The 15,252-nt window shown below is 61.9% G+C and carries 8 protein-coding genes; 6 read left to right on the forward strand and 2 right to left on the reverse strand.

The window, feature by feature from the left end:
* Positions 1-67: 67 nt before the first annotated feature.
* Genes V9L13_RS14295 through V9L13_RS14320 form a run of 6 tightly spaced genes read left to right on the forward strand, consistent with a single transcriptional unit; the run spans position 68 to position 6,787 of the window.
* The gene (locus V9L13_RS14295; RefSeq protein WP_338799849.1) at positions 68-793 is read left to right on the forward strand and encodes an RDD family protein; all 726 of its coding nucleotides are present in this window, start codon (positions 68-70) and stop codon (positions 791-793) included.
* Positions 790-1,767, forward strand: a complete 978-nt coding sequence (locus tag V9L13_RS14300) for a stage II sporulation protein M (RefSeq protein WP_338799850.1) — start codon at positions 790-792, stop codon at positions 1,765-1,767. Before V9L13_RS14295 ends, V9L13_RS14300 begins: the two co-directional genes overlap by 4 nt.
* The gene (locus V9L13_RS14305; RefSeq protein WP_338799851.1) at positions 1,754-3,301 is read left to right on the forward strand and encodes a DUF4129 domain-containing protein; all 1,548 of its coding nucleotides are present in this window, start codon (positions 1,754-1,756) and stop codon (positions 3,299-3,301) included. Before V9L13_RS14300 ends, V9L13_RS14305 begins: the two co-directional genes overlap by 14 nt.
* A complete protein-coding gene (locus V9L13_RS14310) occupies positions 3,298-4,461 on the forward strand; it encodes a DUF4350 domain-containing protein (protein WP_338799852.1) in 1,164 nt (387 codons plus the stop codon). The genes V9L13_RS14305 and V9L13_RS14310 overlap by 4 nt, the downstream gene beginning before the upstream one ends.
* Positions 4,458-5,459 (forward strand): MoxR family ATPase, encoded by a 1,002-nt coding sequence (locus V9L13_RS14315; RefSeq protein ID WP_338799853.1) that lies wholly within the window; start codon positions 4,458-4,460, stop codon positions 5,457-5,459. Before V9L13_RS14310 ends, V9L13_RS14315 begins: the two co-directional genes overlap by 4 nt.
* Positions 5,456-6,787 (forward strand): DUF58 domain-containing protein, encoded by a 1,332-nt coding sequence (locus V9L13_RS14320; protein WP_338799854.1) that lies wholly within the window; start codon positions 5,456-5,458, stop codon positions 6,785-6,787. Before V9L13_RS14315 ends, V9L13_RS14320 begins: the two co-directional genes overlap by 4 nt.
* Here V9L13_RS14320 and V9L13_RS14325 read toward each other — a convergent pair.
* Positions 6,784-11,118, reverse strand: coding sequence for a hypothetical protein (locus V9L13_RS14325; RefSeq protein ID WP_338799855.1), 4,335 nt, complete (start codon positions 11,116-11,118; stop codon positions 6,784-6,786). The two genes, V9L13_RS14320 and V9L13_RS14325, sit on opposite strands and share 4 nt — an antisense overlap.
* Positions 11,111-15,211, reverse strand: coding sequence for a neuraminidase-like domain-containing protein (locus tag V9L13_RS14330; RefSeq protein WP_338799856.1), 4,101 nt, complete (start codon positions 15,209-15,211; stop codon positions 11,111-11,113). The genes V9L13_RS14325 and V9L13_RS14330 overlap by 8 nt, the downstream gene beginning before the upstream one ends.
* Positions 15,212-15,252: the final 41 nt, after the last annotated feature.

The following is a 15,252-nucleotide window of genomic DNA, read 5'->3' on the forward strand; positions in this document are numbered from 1 at the left end:
TTTTCCCCCAAGAGGCTGCTAGCATCGGACAGACCTCGCCTCCCGATCCGGCCCCATCAGGTAGCCCATGCTCGAGAACACAGCAGCGCCACGGAAAGCACCGCTGAACCCGCCACTCGATACCCGCTATCAAGTGGAAACCCCGGAGGGCATCGACCTGCCGTTGCGCCCGGCCGGGCTGATGGTGCGCAGCCTCGCCTTCAGCATCGACCTGGGCATTCGCGGAGCCATCCTCGGCGTGCTGTTCCTGCTGCTGGCATTTCTCGGTCAGCTCGGCATGGGCCTGGGTTCGCTGCTGCTGTTTGCCGTCAGTTGGTGGTACATGGTGCTGTTCGAAGTGCTGCGTCAGGGCCGTTCGCCGGGCAAGCAGTGGATGGGCCTGCGGGTGATCCACGATGACGGCACACCGATCGGCTGGTCGGCCTCGCTGCTGCGTAACCTGCTGCGTTTCGTCGACATGCTGCCGTTCGGTTATTTCCTCGGGGCGATCAGTTGCCTGCAGCACCCGACCTTCAAACGCCTGGGCGACATCGCCGCCGGCACCCTGGTGGTCTACAGCGAACGCCCACTCGCACGCCCGCAACTGCCCGACGCCCAGCCGCGTCGCTCGCCCGTCCCGCTCACCCTCAGCGAACAACGCGCCCTGCTCGCCTTCGCCGAACGCCAAGGCGAACTGTCCCCAGCGCGGGTCAACGAGCTGGCCGCGCTGCTCGCCCAGCCGCTGCACATCTCGGCGCCCAAAGCGGTCAGCGAACTCAACGGTATCGCCCGCGGCTTGTTGGGGCCGACATGAAGCAGAGTCTTTTCGAAACTCGCCACAAGGCCGAATGGGAGCGCTTCACGCTGGCGCTTGAACGCCTCGAACATGGCAGGGACACCTCGCAAGTGGCCACTTTCCCCAAGGCTTATCGACGCCTGTGCCAGCATCTGGCGCTGGCACAGGAGCGCGGCTACAGCAGTTTTCTGACCGACTCGCTGCAACAACTGGTGTTGCGCGGCCATCAGCAGCTTTACCGGCACCGCACTCGTTTCGGCGCCAACCTGCTGGGTTTCATCCTCGCTGACTTCCCTCGACTGGTGCGTGCCGAATGGCCGTTCGTGCTGGCCGCCGGCCTAGTGTTTTTCGGCAGCCTGATCGGTTTTGCCTTGCTGGTGTATGCCTTTCCCGAACGGGTCTACAACCTGATCCCCGCCGAACAGGTGCGCGAGATGCAGAGCATGTACGACCCGGTGGCCGGGCACCTCGGGCGTTCGGCCGAACGGGCGGCCAGTGAAGACTGGGTGATGTTCGGCTATTACGTGATGCACAACATCGGCATCGCCTTCCAGACCTTCGCCAGCGGTTTGCTGCTGGGCGTGGGCAGCGCGTTTTTCCTGCTCTATAACGGCTTGATCATCGGCGCGGTGGCCGGGCATCTGACTGAAATCGGTTTCGGGCAGACGTTCTGGTCGTTCGTGATCGGCCACGGGGCTTTCGAGCTGAGCGCCATTGCCCTGGCGGGTGCCGCCGGCCTGAAACTCGGCTGGGCGTTGATCGCGCCCGGACGCCTGACGCGCGGTGAAGCACTGAAAACCGCCGCGCGCACAAGCGTGCTGCTGGTGTGCGGGGTCATGCTGTTCCTGCTGATCGCGGCGTTCATCGAAGCGTACTGGTCGTCGCGGACCGGGGTCACACCGCCGATCAAATATGCGGTCGGTGCCGCGTTGTGGATCGCCGTGGCGGCCTATCTGCTGTTCGCCGGAAGGACCCGCCATGCGCCTGAGTGATGCCACTGTAGCGATCCGCCCACGCAGCACCTGGGAAGCCATGGACCTGGGTGTGCTCATGAGCCAGCAGCATCGTCGGCTGCTGATGACCAGTTGGGCCATCGTCACCCTGCCGCTGTTCGTCGTGCTCAGTCTGCTGCTATGGGATTCGCCGTCGCTGGCGGTGTTGATTTTCTGGTGGCTGAAACCGGCCTACGAACGCCTGCCGCTGTACATCCTGTCCAAGGCCCTGTTCGGCGAAACGCCCACTCTGAAACAGGCCCTGCGCGAATTTCCGCGACTGCTCAAACCACAACTGCTGGCCAGCCTGACCTGGCGCCGTCTGAGCCTGAGTCGAAGCTTTCTGCTGCCGGTGGTGCAACTCGAAGGCCTCGACGGCAACGCCCGCCAGCAACGCTTGCAGGTGTTGCTGCAACGCAATGCCGGCGCTGCGCAATGGCTGACGATCATCGGCATGCATCTGGAGACCGCGCTGTGGATCGGCCTGATGGTGCTGTTCTACATGCTGCTGCCAGAGCAGATTGAAACCGACTGGGACTGGCAATCGCTGATCCTCGACGCCGATCACCATTGGCGTTGGCTGGAACACCTGACCAACGCCTTCTACGCGCTGGTGTTGGTGGTCTGGGAACCGATTTATGTCGCCTGCGGCTTCAGCCTGTATCTGAACCGTCGTACCGCACTGGAAGCGTGGGACATCGAGCTGGTATTCCGTCGTTTGCGCCAGCGCTTGAACAGCAGCGCTCTGGGTTTGCTGTTGGTGGTCTGTCTTTTGCTGCCGGCGGTGCCACCCGTATGGGCTGCAGCCGATCCCGCCAGCGCACCGGAGGCACCCCGCCTGCAGCACCAACCGCTGACCAGTCAGGCTGCGCACGACAGCATCAAGGCGCTGCTCGAGCAACCACCGTTCAAGAACAAGGAAAGCGTGACCCGCTACCGCTTTGGCGACGACCCGGCCACCCCGGCCGAGGGCAAACCCGGCGAGCCACCGCAATGGCTGAAAACCCTGCTCGGCTGGCTCGACGGTCAACACTTCAATGCCTTGGCGGTGTTGATCGAAGTGCTGCTGTGGGGCGCGTTGCTCACGGCCGTCGGCTGGCTGATCTGGCGCTACCGCGAGTTCCTGCGCACCTTCGTCAGTCGCCGGACGAAGTTGCGCGCCCGCGTCAGGCCACCTGCGCCGCAACAAGCATTTGGCCTGGACCTGACCCCGCAATCCTTGCCCGACGACATCGCCGCCAGCGCCGAAAAACTCTGGCAGACCCAGCCGCGCGCGGCGCTGGGCCTGCTCTATCGCGGCTTGCTCAGCCGTCTGCTGCACGATTTTGCCCTGACCTTGAAACCTGCCGACACCGAGCATCAGGTGCTGCTGCGGGTCGAGCAATTGCAGCGCCCTGAACTGCTGGCGTTCAGTCGCACGCTGACGCTGCACTGGCAGAACATGGCCTACGGGCACCGCGTGCCGGCGGCACATCTGCAACAGGAACTGTGTGACGGCTGGCGCGCCTTGTTCGAGCAGGGAGCGCGCCCTTGAACCGGCGCAACGCGTGGCTGCTCGGCGGGCTGATGGTCGCCCTGCTCGCGGCGTTGAGCGTTTATCTGTACCTCAAGGCGCGGCCCTATCAGGAAGTGATCGATCACGGCCCCTCGCCCCAGGCGCAGGCCAATCCTTTTCTGGCGGCAGAAATGTTTTTGCGCGAGCGCGGCCTCAACGTCGGCCACGCCGAAACGCTGGCGGTGCTGCCCGACATCGATCCGCGTCGGCACACCTTGCTGTTGTTCGGCGAACGTTCGCGCATGACCCCGCGGCAGGTCGATCAGGTGTTGAACTGGGCCCGCGCCGGTGGGCGGCTGGTGTTCGTCGCCGAAGCCCTGTGGGATGAGCAGGCCAGACAAAGCGCTGACCTGTTGCTGGACCGGGTGCAGTTGCACCAGTCCCTGAGCAAGGATCTCAAGGAGCCGCCGGCGGAACTGGCCGATGATCCGTACCCGAACCTGACCAAACTCTATCTGGAAGACGAGGACGCGCCGGCCTACGCCGGTTTCGACACCGCGTTCCATCTGGAAGACCCGAAGAATCTCGCCCAGGCCTGGGCCAACAGCGCCAAGGCCACGCACATGATGCAGCTGGCGTACGGCCTCGGCTCGGTCACCGTGGTCACCGATGCCGAGTTGTGGAAGACCCCGGCCATCAGCAAACACGACAACGCCTGGCTGCTCTGGTACCTGAGCGCCGACACCGACGTCACGCTGATTTTCAACACGCTACACGAGGGGCTGCCGAGCTTGCTCTGGCGTTATTTCCCGCAAGCCATCGTCGCCCTGCTGGCGCTGATCGGTCTGGCCCTGTGGCACCTCGGTGTGCGCCACGGACCTTTGCAGGCACCCGCTCAGCGTGGCCGTCGCCAGTTGCAGGAACACCTGCGCGCCAGTGCCGATTTCATCCTGCGCCACAACGGTCAGCACACGCTGTTGCAAGCCCTGCAACAGGACGTGCTGCGCCGCGCCCGCCGCCGGTATCCCGGTTTCGACCAATTGAACGTGGCCGAGCAATGGCTGGTGCTGTCGCGCCTGACCCGTCAGCCGACCCGCGCCATCAGCCAGGCCCTGAGCCCGGTGTCGAAACAGCGCATGAGCAGCGCTGATTTCAGTCGCCTGGTGGCCCACCTGCAAACCTTGAGGAACACATCGTGAGTGAACAGATCGAGCCCGGCAGCGCCAGCCACGCCGCCCAGCAACGCCAGCGTGCCAGCCAGTTGGCACAAGCGGTGCGCGGCGAATTGCAGAAGGCCCTGATCGGCCAGAACAGCGTGATCGACGATGTGCTGACCGCGTTGATCGCCGGCGGCCACGTGCTGCTCGAAGGCGTTCCGGGGCTGGGCAAGACTTTGCTGGTGCGGGCGCTGGCGCGTTGCTTCGGCGGCGAGTTCGCGCGCATCCAGTTCACCCCGGACCTGATGCCCAGCGACGTCACCGGCCACGCGGTGTACGACCTGCACACCGAGCAGTTCAAGCTGCGCAAGGGGCCGCTGTTCACCAACCTGTTGCTGGCCGACGAGATCAACCGCGCACCGGCGAAAACCCAGGCGGCGTTGCTCGAAGCGATGCAGGAGCGCCAGGTCACCCTCGAAGGTCGGGCGCTGCCGATCGCCCAGCCGTTCATGGTGCTCGCCACGCAAAACCCGATCGAGCAGGAAGGCACTTATCCATTGCCGGAAGCCGAGCTCGACCGCTTCATGCTCAAGGTGCGCATGGATTACCCGGAGGCCGAGCAGGAGTTGAATATGGTGCGTCAGGTCAGCCGCTCGACCCGCGCCGACATGCTCGATGTGCAGCCGCTGCGCACCGTGTTGCAGGCCAAGGATGTGCAGGCCTTGCAACGCATCGCCAGCGACTTGCCGATCGACGATCAAGTGCTGGATTACGCGGTACGGCTGGCACGCAGCACCCGCTCCTGGCCCGGCCTGACCCTCGGCGCCGGGCCGCGAGCCTCGATTGCGCTGGTGCGATGCGCCCGCGCCCGGGCGTTGCTGCGCGGTGGCGAGTTCGTGATCCCCGACGACATCAAGGGCTGCGCGCTCTCGGTGCTGCGCCATCGGGTGCGAGTGGCGCCGGAGCTGGACATCGAAGGTCTGCAGGTCGATCAGGTGCTGCAGCAATTGCTCGACCAAGTGCCGGCGCCGCGCCTGTGAAACCGTCACGCCTGCTGCTGATCTGGCTCGCTGTTCTGCTGGCCGTCGGCACGCTGCTGGGCACGCTGCAAGCCCTCGACATCGACGTGCCCGCCACGCTGTTGTCGATCAACTGGGGTTTGCTCCTGGCCCTGCTGGTGCTGGCGATCATCGATGCGCTGCGCCTGAACAACCTGCCCTCGCCGCGCATTCAGCGGCAGGCGCCCGGCAGTCTGGCACTCGGCCGTTGGAGCGAGGTGCGGCTGCAGCTCAACCATGACTTCAACGAGCCGGTCGTGGTGGAGATTTTCGACCACGTGCCACAGGGCCTGAGCTTCGAAAACCTGCCGCTGACGGTCGAACTGCAGCCTGGGCAATTCAGCGAGGTCGGCTATCGCCTGCGCCCGCTCAAGCGCGGACACTTCAGCTTCGAACATTGCGAAATCAACCTGCCCAGCCCGTTCGGTCTGTGGACAGGCAAACGCCTGCTGGAAGTCAGCAGTGAGATCCGCGTCTACCCGGACTTTGCAAAGCTCTACGGCGGACAATTGCTGGCGGTGGACAACTGGCTCAGCCAGCTCGGTGTGCGCCAGCGCCAACGTCGCGGGCAGGGTCAGGAATTTCATCAGTTGCGCGAATTTCGCGAAGGCGACAGCCTGCGCCAGATCGACTGGAAAGCCACCGCCCGCCAGCGCACGCCGATTGCCCGCGAGTATGAAGACGAGCGGGATCAACAGATCATGTTCATGCTCGATTGCGGGCGGCAAATGCGCAGCCAGGATGGCGAGCTGTCGCATTTCGACCATGCGCTGAATGCGTGTCTGCTGCTGAGCCATGTCGCGCTGCGTCAGGGCGATGCCGTAGGGCTGAGCACATTCGCCGTCGCGCAACCGCGTTTTCTTGCACCGATAAAGGGTGCCAGTCAGCTCAAGGTCCTGCTCAACGCCGTTTATGATCTGGACAGCAGTCAGCGTCCTGCCGACTATTCGACCGCGACCAATCAGCTGTTGGCCCGGCAGAAGCGCCGGGCGCTGATCGTGCTGCTGACCAACTTGCGTGACGAGGACACCGAAGACCTTCTCGCCAGCGTCAAACGTCTGAGCCAGCAACATCAAGTGTTGGTGGTCAGCCTGCGCGAGGAAGCCCTCGACCGCGTGCGCAATGCCCCGGTCCAAACACTGCCCGAAGCACTGGCCTATTGCGGCACGGTGGATTACCTCAATGCCCGGGCCGAGCTGCATGAGCAGTTGAATGCTCATGCAGTTCAGGGGCTGGATGTGCGCCCCGACGAATTGAGCATAAGACTGGTCAATCGTTACCTGGACTGGAAGCGCGCAGGGGTTATTTAGGGTTGCCGGATTACCAGTACAGATGCAGAGGCCTTTTCAGGTTGACCAACGGGGTTTCGAACTTCCACTTTAAAGCTGACCACACCCGGCTCATGAGCCCAGTACTCCGCGATGATCTCTCCGGTGGCCCCTGTGTAGCTTAGCTTGAAGGCTTCGCCGTTCATGCTGGTATAGCATTCTCGTCTGGGCAATGGCTGGCCGGAAACACTTGAAACCACAGTGCCTCTGAACTGCGCGACCGAGCCCGCGTTAATCGGACTTTTCAATTCGCGCAAATCCCTGATTGTGGCATGGTCAGGATGCGAAGCAGGATCCAACACTTTGATGTTCAGACTTCGGCTGCTTTCGACTTCCGCCAGGATGCTGGCCGTTAGCGTTATGTCACCGATAACCATGGGTTCGGCCAACAGATACGCTTTGCCATCCACCTGCGTCACGGAAGGCGCAATGATCTGTGAACCAAGGCTCCAGGAAACGGACGCTTGCTCAAACGGCCCTCCGGAATGCCGGCCTTCGACAAGGGCCCATATTGGTAATGTTTCTCCCTGATAGACGCTCGATGCGTCCGAGTGTAACTCCACCAATACCGGCTCATCTTCCATGACTTCGACCCACGATTGAGCAGAATCCCAACCGCCCAATCCACCACGCACCATGGCCTCCAGAACACCGCTACGCAACGGCAATTTAAACGTTGTCCGTGCTCTGCCTTGGGCGTCGCTCCGAGCACTGGCAATCGTTGCTCTCGGCAGATTCCACATGACTTCAATGCCTGCGAGAGGCAGGCCGGTCAATGCCGAAATCACTGTAGCCATCGCCTCGACTTCCTCAGTGGGGTATCCCTGCGCAGGCTCCACCACGACGTCGACAATTTCGCGGGGGACACTCAGTGAATAGGAGATCGAGATGGACTCCGAATAAACCGCATCCCCCACCGTCGCCGTCAGCACCGCCGCACCCAGCGTCTGCGGTTTGAAGCGCACAGTGGCGACACCATAAAAGTCGGTCAGACTGGTGACCGTCCCCAGATCTTCGTTGCGCCAGGTCACCCATACTCCGGCGATACCTTGACCGGAAATGGACGACACCACTGTCACCTGCTCAACCAGTTCCTGCTCCCATTCCAGTACTTGCTGAACGCTACTACTAGTGAGGAGTTTCCACACCTGCGCGCCCTCTCCCAGCGACATCGCGTTGGCCGGTGACAGATTGGCCAGGCGCTCGGCTCCCAGGCGCAGCGCGAAGCCACCGTCTGTCAGGTCGGCGCAACGCAGGGAATAGCGCAAACCGATTGCCGAGGGCCGGCGCGATGCGCCGAGCGCAGGTTCGAAACTCAGGCCCAGTTCCGCAGGGCCGGTGCCGGTCAAGCCCAAGGTCAGTTCCCGATCGAGCAACGGGCTGTCATCCGGGAGCAGTACTTCGATGGCATGTGAGCCATTGCGTCGCGGAAAGTAGGTGTGACTGCCCCATGGATGTTCATCATGCCCATCGAAACGCACCCGCACATCCTCCCAGGGGTTACGGGCAAGCGCCTTGAAGGACAGGGCACGTTGCTCTTCGTAGCCATCGAACGGGCTGTGCACATTGGCCACGACGTTCTGCTGACCGGGACTGCTCGGCACCAGGCCAAACCCGGACCAACCCAGTGCATCGCTGACGACGCTGTCTGAACTGTCAGCGGACTTCCACTGCACCGCGACCTGCGCCACCGCTTGCCCGGTGAACGCCGAAACCACCCTGGCCCAGCTCCAGGCTTTATCCTTGCCGATGACGGGGTCAACCGCTGACTCACGCCAGTCTTCGATTCGCAGCTTGTTGTGAGCGAGCTGCATCGGATTGGTGCTCATGGAGCGATCCAGGGCAGACAAGAAAAGCCCGACACTAAAGGCGCCGGAGACCTTGCTCGAGGTGAAATCCAGCCACCAGCCAACACCACCGTCACTGATTATTTGAGCTTGATCGAGGGGCGGTTCAATGCTCGCTTCCAGATCATCAGCCGGCGTGCCTTGCCACACCAGCGTTGCCTGCAAACCCACCAGCGGGCTCAAGGCCTTGGGCAGATAGCGCAAGTTGTGCCTGGCGCCAATGCACGGGAACAGAGTCTGACTCGCGGCAGTGGCGGTCACTTGATCCAGCATCAGCGTCAATTCATCCGTCAGTTGCGTGGAAATCAACCGACCAAACAATTCCCGGGGCGATGCAAGCCCCGGGGTGCTCAAGGCCAGACTGAACAGGCTGCTGGTACTCGATGCGATCTGCGAACTGAAGCGCCATTCCAGCCCCGATGGCACAAGCATCAGCGGCTTGCCGATATCCGAGACGGTCAAGCCGATCCCCGGCAGCTCGCCACGCCATTGCAGCGTGATCATCTGTCCAATCAGCGAACTGCCGGGCGTGGGCTGTATCCGCAGGGTGTGCGGCTCTCCGCGCCAGCACAGCAAGCCCAATTCGTTCAGGTCGACCTCATTGCCGTCGAACAGGATCTTGATCTTGCCTTTCCAGTGACTGCTCTGCAGCGCCCTTACTGCAAACGGTCGCTCCACCGGCACTGCTTCGTCATGCGCCCGCACGCGGGCGGTCACCTCCAGCTCCCCGGAGCGGCTCGGTTGATACAGCACGCTGGCCCAGCCACCGATCCCCGACCGGGTGGCAATCGTGCCTTCGGGTGTCTGCCAGTCCACCCGTGCATTGTTGACCGGATCGCCGTCGCCGCTGGCGACCATATGCACCACTTGCACACGCAACAGCACGCTCTCGCCTTCGTCCACCACGGGAAACTTGTTGGCCTCCTGAACGTCGCCAATGCGCACCAGATTGCGTGCCAGTGACATCGGTTTCCTGTCTGAACGCAGCAGTAACTTCGAGCACGACAGCTGCAACTGGAAACGCCCGTCGAGCTCGTCCCGGCAGATCAGTTCCCAGTTGAGATCCGCGGTACCGACGGGGACGAATGCCCCCAGCTCGGGACGGACCTGTACGCCTAACTGTGCAGGGGAATCTCCTTCCCAGTGCACTGCCAATTCGGTGCCGCGCAACACTTCAGGCACCCGAACACTCAGTTGATAGGTCGAGCCACGGTTGGGATAACCGGTCTTTTGCGCCCAAGGCAAGGCGTTGCCTTCTGCCACCGCCATTACGTCCTTCCATGGATCAGTCGCCAGCACCTGAACGTCCAGCGTCGTGGTCTCGACTCCGCTGGCATAGTAGGGGCTTGCCACCGAGGCCTGGATAACAAGCTTGCCAGCGACCGTTGGCAGGTAATCGAAATACGCCCAGCCCTCGGCGTCGGTCGGTGTCGTGCTCAGCACCCCCAGCCCCTCACTCGCCCAGGTCACCGTGCGCCCCGCCAGAAACTGACCGGTGTACCAGGAGGCCACTTGCACCCCCAGACGCACCGATTGCGTCAACTCCAACACCGGGAAATACGCAGCTTCCAGCACCTCGCGAAACACCAGCCGATGATGCCCCAGCGAGACCTGCATCGAGTAAGGCTGGGCGGTGTACTGATTCACCAATTGCACTGTGAACAGGTAAGGATCCTGGGCACCGATCAACGGACACTGCAGGGTCCACGGTGAATCCAGTGGTTGATCCACACCCCAGTCAGGCGTCGCAATAACGGCGCCTTGTGGATTGTCATCGCTCACCAACGCAGCCTTGGTGTGCAGCCAGGGGCTGTCGGGGTCGAGTCCGAACGCAAGCTGGTGCTGGAAGCTGCCGTTCGCGCCCAGACAGAGGCAAACCAGCTTGCCGGGTGACAATTGCTCCGCGTCTACCTGCACCATCTGCGTCCGCGCGGGCTCAAGTTCCACGTCCAGGCGAATGCGGGTGATGACAACCTTCAGGTGATAGTCCTCGGGATCAGCATTACGCGGAGCGACCACTGTGAAGCGAATCTGCTCCTGGCGCTGCAACGGCAAATCGAGCGGAGCGTTGTAGGCCGTCGGTTTGAAAACCAGCGGCTGCCCGCTGTCGATTCGGGCCTGATCCTCTGCAAGGTTGCGCGGACTGCCAGGTGGCAACGGGATTTCTTTCAACAGGGCGCCGTCTCCAGCGCAGATGAGCATTCTGCCCGGTTCGGTATGCCGTGTTTCATACAGGAAACTCAGCACATACCTGGCGTTCGCAGCCGGGTCTACAGGTACGGTGACCTGCTGAGAGACAGAGGCAAGGTTACCCGCCGCAAGCACCCTGATCTGTTGATCTTCATAGACCTCGCCTTCAACTGAAATTTCACGTGGATTGGCGCCCCTTTCCCAGAACTCCAGAGCCTCACGGAAATCACCATTGCGCAGCACACTTTCATTAGCCTGAATGACGGGTTCAACCATGATGGGCTGCTCCGTTGGTCTTGCCTGACTGGCGGGAAGTCATCGCCCGGGTGACCAGGTCTTTGACGGCGAGGGTAAACGTCGGCTCGCCGGCCTTGGCCGTGTAGCGGACGCGCACAATGATGTCGGTGAGTGATTCGAGCATCGACGCTTGCCGCTCGCTCTGGGGCCAGGGAAAGTGCAATTGCCAGCGCGAGATCGCTCCGGTGTTCTCGAACGGGTTGAGCAAGCCATCATCCGGTTTGCCGGCGTTCATGCCGGTGTCGGCGATCCCCACCGATAAACCGATCTGCTGGCCACTGCGCAGATTGAACAGCACCTCGACCGGTGCCACTTTGCCCGCCGGCTGATGCAGGTACTCGACTGAGCGCGCCGAGGCCTGGGTAGCGGTCATGCTGCCGACCTGCAGCAGCGTCGCCTGCACATCCTGATAAGGTCCGACCAGTACGGGCAGATCAACCTCGACCAGATTGAGCAGCCGGCAATACTCGCCCGGGTGATCGCGATCGAATGACAACTGCGTCAGCTGGAACTCCAGCATGCCCTTGTCGATCAATTCGTCCCGTGCCTGGGTCCAGTCGGAGAATCCTGTCTGCGGATCAACCTGGTCATCGAACAGCCGTCGCAACGAAACGGTCTTGACCCGCTCCAGACGACGCTCATGACTTTGCAGGTACAGGCGATCCATGCGCAGCAGGTATTCGCGCAAGTGTTCACCGGCGGTCAGTCCGTGACGGTTGTCCAGCCAGACCTGCGGCAACGCCTCAGCGGTTTCGTAATCGCCGGTTTCAGCACTCAACGACGATCGGGCACTCAGGCACAGACTGACCACCGCATCGTAAGCCTGATAGTGCAGGGCCTTGAGCTGGCCCAGCAGCCAGCCGAACAACTCTGCATTGGTCGCGCGTTTCTTCAGGTAGTTGTAGAGCACCAATGCCTGACCGTTGGCCCGCAGGGTTTGCTCCAGACTCGTTCTGGCCGCCTCCAGGGCGAATGTCTGCGCAGTGATCTGCTCGGCGATTGCCCCGACCTCGGCCAGTGCCTGATCTCGTTGCAACTCCCACTCTCTGCGGCGCAGGCGGTAGCTTTCGGTGATGGCTTGTTTATCTGCGTCGACCTGCAACAGCATCGCGCCGATTTCCAGACCGAAAACCACGGCATCGGCGATTTTTTCCGGACGATGGCCACCGTTGGCCATGCCGAAAATACTCGGCAGGGCCCCCACGACCGCGCCGCCGCTCTTGATCGCGTGCGTCCCGGCATTCATCCATTTGACGGCCTGCAGTTTTTCCATGACCTGGTATTCGGCGTCGCTGATGTGTTCGTCGTACCAGGCTTTGTATCGATCGGCTCGTTGCTGGGCCATGGCCTGACTCTGGCCGAGGGCCGTGAGGCTGGCTTCAAGCTGGGCAATGGATTGCTCTTGAACCGTGCGGGCGTAGTCGCCCAGCTCCTTGAGGTGCTCTTGCTGCAGTTCTTCCTGTTCCGCCCGGTCGCGCTGTTCCAGCAGACGCAATACCTGGCTGCCGTACTCCTGCAGTGTCTGCACGGCGCGCAACGCCGCCTCGTAGCTGACGCGCCAGCGAAAGGCGCCCACCACCAGACGTCCGCCCATCGGCCGCGGCAGACCCACCCCACCGGCGGCCAGATCGCGCAACAACTGGTTGGGATCGGTGGGAGGACTGAACAGCGGAACGTCCAGTGGTTTGCCGTCCAGGGTCAGGTTGTTGCGCAAGTTGCTCAGGCGCTGCCCCGGCAAGTCGAACAGCTCAAGCAATTGCTCATTGATCGGCAGTTTGAACGGCTCGTTCGCCAGCAGTCCCATCATCGGTGACGCTTCGGCAGCGGGAGGAATGTCAGCCAGGGAAAACAGCAGTTCCTGCTCGAACTGCGCAAGCGCCGGACGGCTCACGCTCTGATTCAACAAGGCGCCTACGGTCTGTGCTTGCCAGCGGGTGACTGCCCGGGCAGAAGGCGGCTTGCCCATCAGAAACTGCGCCTGCACGTAACACAGTTTCGCCGCCACCAGCGCATCGCGGGTGAGCTGTCGGTAGTACCAGTCGCCCCACGCCACCAGGTTCTTCACGTACTCGGTGAACACCAGAATCTGGTAGTGCTGGGGTGCTCCATAGGCGATCGCATCCGGGTCGGTGGGCATCAGTGTTTCGTGCCCCACATTCCCGGCGCTCGCCAGAGGGCGGCAGCGCCAGTATTCAGGCCTCGGCGGCACGTCTACCGGGTTTTCCGGGTTCTGCGGATCCTGCAAATCTTGCGAGTCTTGCGGATCAAACACGTAATGCGACCAGCTCTGCGCTTCCAGATAGCGATCCTCGGCCCGCAGACGGGCCGCCACCAGATGCGGCAGATGAAAAAACAGCTCCCAGAAATACAGACCGTTGGCCCCGTCGAACGCACCGTTCGGCTCGGCGATCGCCCCTGCGGCCGGAGGCGGTTCCGTCAGGAACTGGGTGTCCCAGTGCAGTACAGCATCTACGGAAATATTGCTCAAATGCACCAGATACGGGCCGAACAGTGAGTTCAAGCGTGTGCGTGGCAACATTCCGGGCTGCCTGAAACCGATGAATTGCGCCGCATCCAGCGCGTTTTTTTCCAGCGTCGGCGGTACAAAGCGGGGGATATTGAGCAGCGAGACAATAAAGGTCTTGCTGCCTTGAGTGGCGTTGCTCAAGGAGAACTCGCCCCCCCCGGTAAACCCTCCTTTCACGCGCTTGAGTTGCATCCATTCCGTGGCCCATCCGCCTGCAAGCGGTTTTGATGCCTTTAGAGGTGCAGGATCGCCGTCAGCGCCATTGATGAGTTTCAGCTCGAACTCGGCGGATCCGCTGACAACTCCACTCCTCGCCCGGCACAGCGCCCTGACCCAGAGAAAATCTTCTGTACCGACCTCCGAAAACACCGCCTGCAGCCCGTAATAAGCCGTCAAATCCCCCGAGGTCTGAGTCTTGATTGCGACCACCGGCTGATTTTTCGGCGTCAGCGGATGCTGCAAGGTCAGGATATCGGTGAAGCGATGAGTGGCCAGGTGATCGAGCCAGCTGCCGTCGTCTTCGGCCAACGGACGAAAGAGCACATCACGGGTTGCGCGCACCCTCAGCGCCGCCGTGCCGGTCTTGTCGTTGGTAAGCAATACACCCAGTCGTCCATTGGGGTGAATGAGGTCATCGGCCAACGTCGTCGCGAGCAACCGGGCACCCGCGCTGTTGTCGCTGTCCTGGTCAGCGCTATACAAGCTCAGGGGTGCCGACCATTCTGCGTTCTGGCTCATGAACGCCAGGTTGATGTCCAGCTTGTGTGGCAGGTAGCTCTCGTCATCCTTGGCACGCACCTCTTCACGCCATTCGGCCCAAACCAGACACAAGCGTCCGCCCCAAAATAACGGCCGCATATCCAGAACCCTATTCCCCACCGGAATGTCGACAGGTTGCCATTCACTCCATGCCGCCGGGTTGACCGGATTGCCGGAAGCGGTGAGCTCGATGTCGGCCTTGCGCCAGAAATACTGAAACGGCTGCACCCGCTGCCGGCCGACGAAATAATAAGTTGCACGGCTAGCCGAATCGCCGTCCAGACAAGCGCTGATGACGTCCAGGTTGCAGGTCTGCTCGAATACCTTGAGGTATTCCTGCAAGGCACGCTGCACCGAATCGCCGTTCAGCCGCGTTTGATTCAAGTCATTTTCCAGTGCCTTGAACAGACGGGTCTTGCGCTGCCGCACAAAGGGGTTGATGAAGTTTTCCGGATAGACCGCGATCAGCGCCAGCGCCGCCCAGTCGGGGTAATTGCTGTACAGCTCCCAGAGTTTCAGGTGCTCTGTCGGGAAAACAGTTTTTTCGTAACCCGGCTCGAGCTTGCGATAGGCCGCATGAATGAATTGCTGCGCGCAACTGGTCGCCTCGGCGACCCACGAACTTTGCACCGGGTAGTTGTCCAGCGGGTCCATGCGCAACAGCTCGAACAGATCCTGCGGCGTTTTCACGAAGGAGTACTTTTGTATGGCAGCCTTGCCGATGCAGTACTCGACCAAGGCTGTGCGGCGTTTTTCCAACAATGGAGCCAGATTGCGTTGAGTCATGGTCTTGTCCTGCATCCTGAGGTGAACGCTGCGTCAACCAA

The organism is Pseudomonas sp. RSB 5.4 (genome assembly GCF_037126175.1).
Classification (GTDB): domain Bacteria; phylum Pseudomonadota; class Gammaproteobacteria; order Pseudomonadales; family Pseudomonadaceae; genus Aquipseudomonas; species Aquipseudomonas fluorescens_H.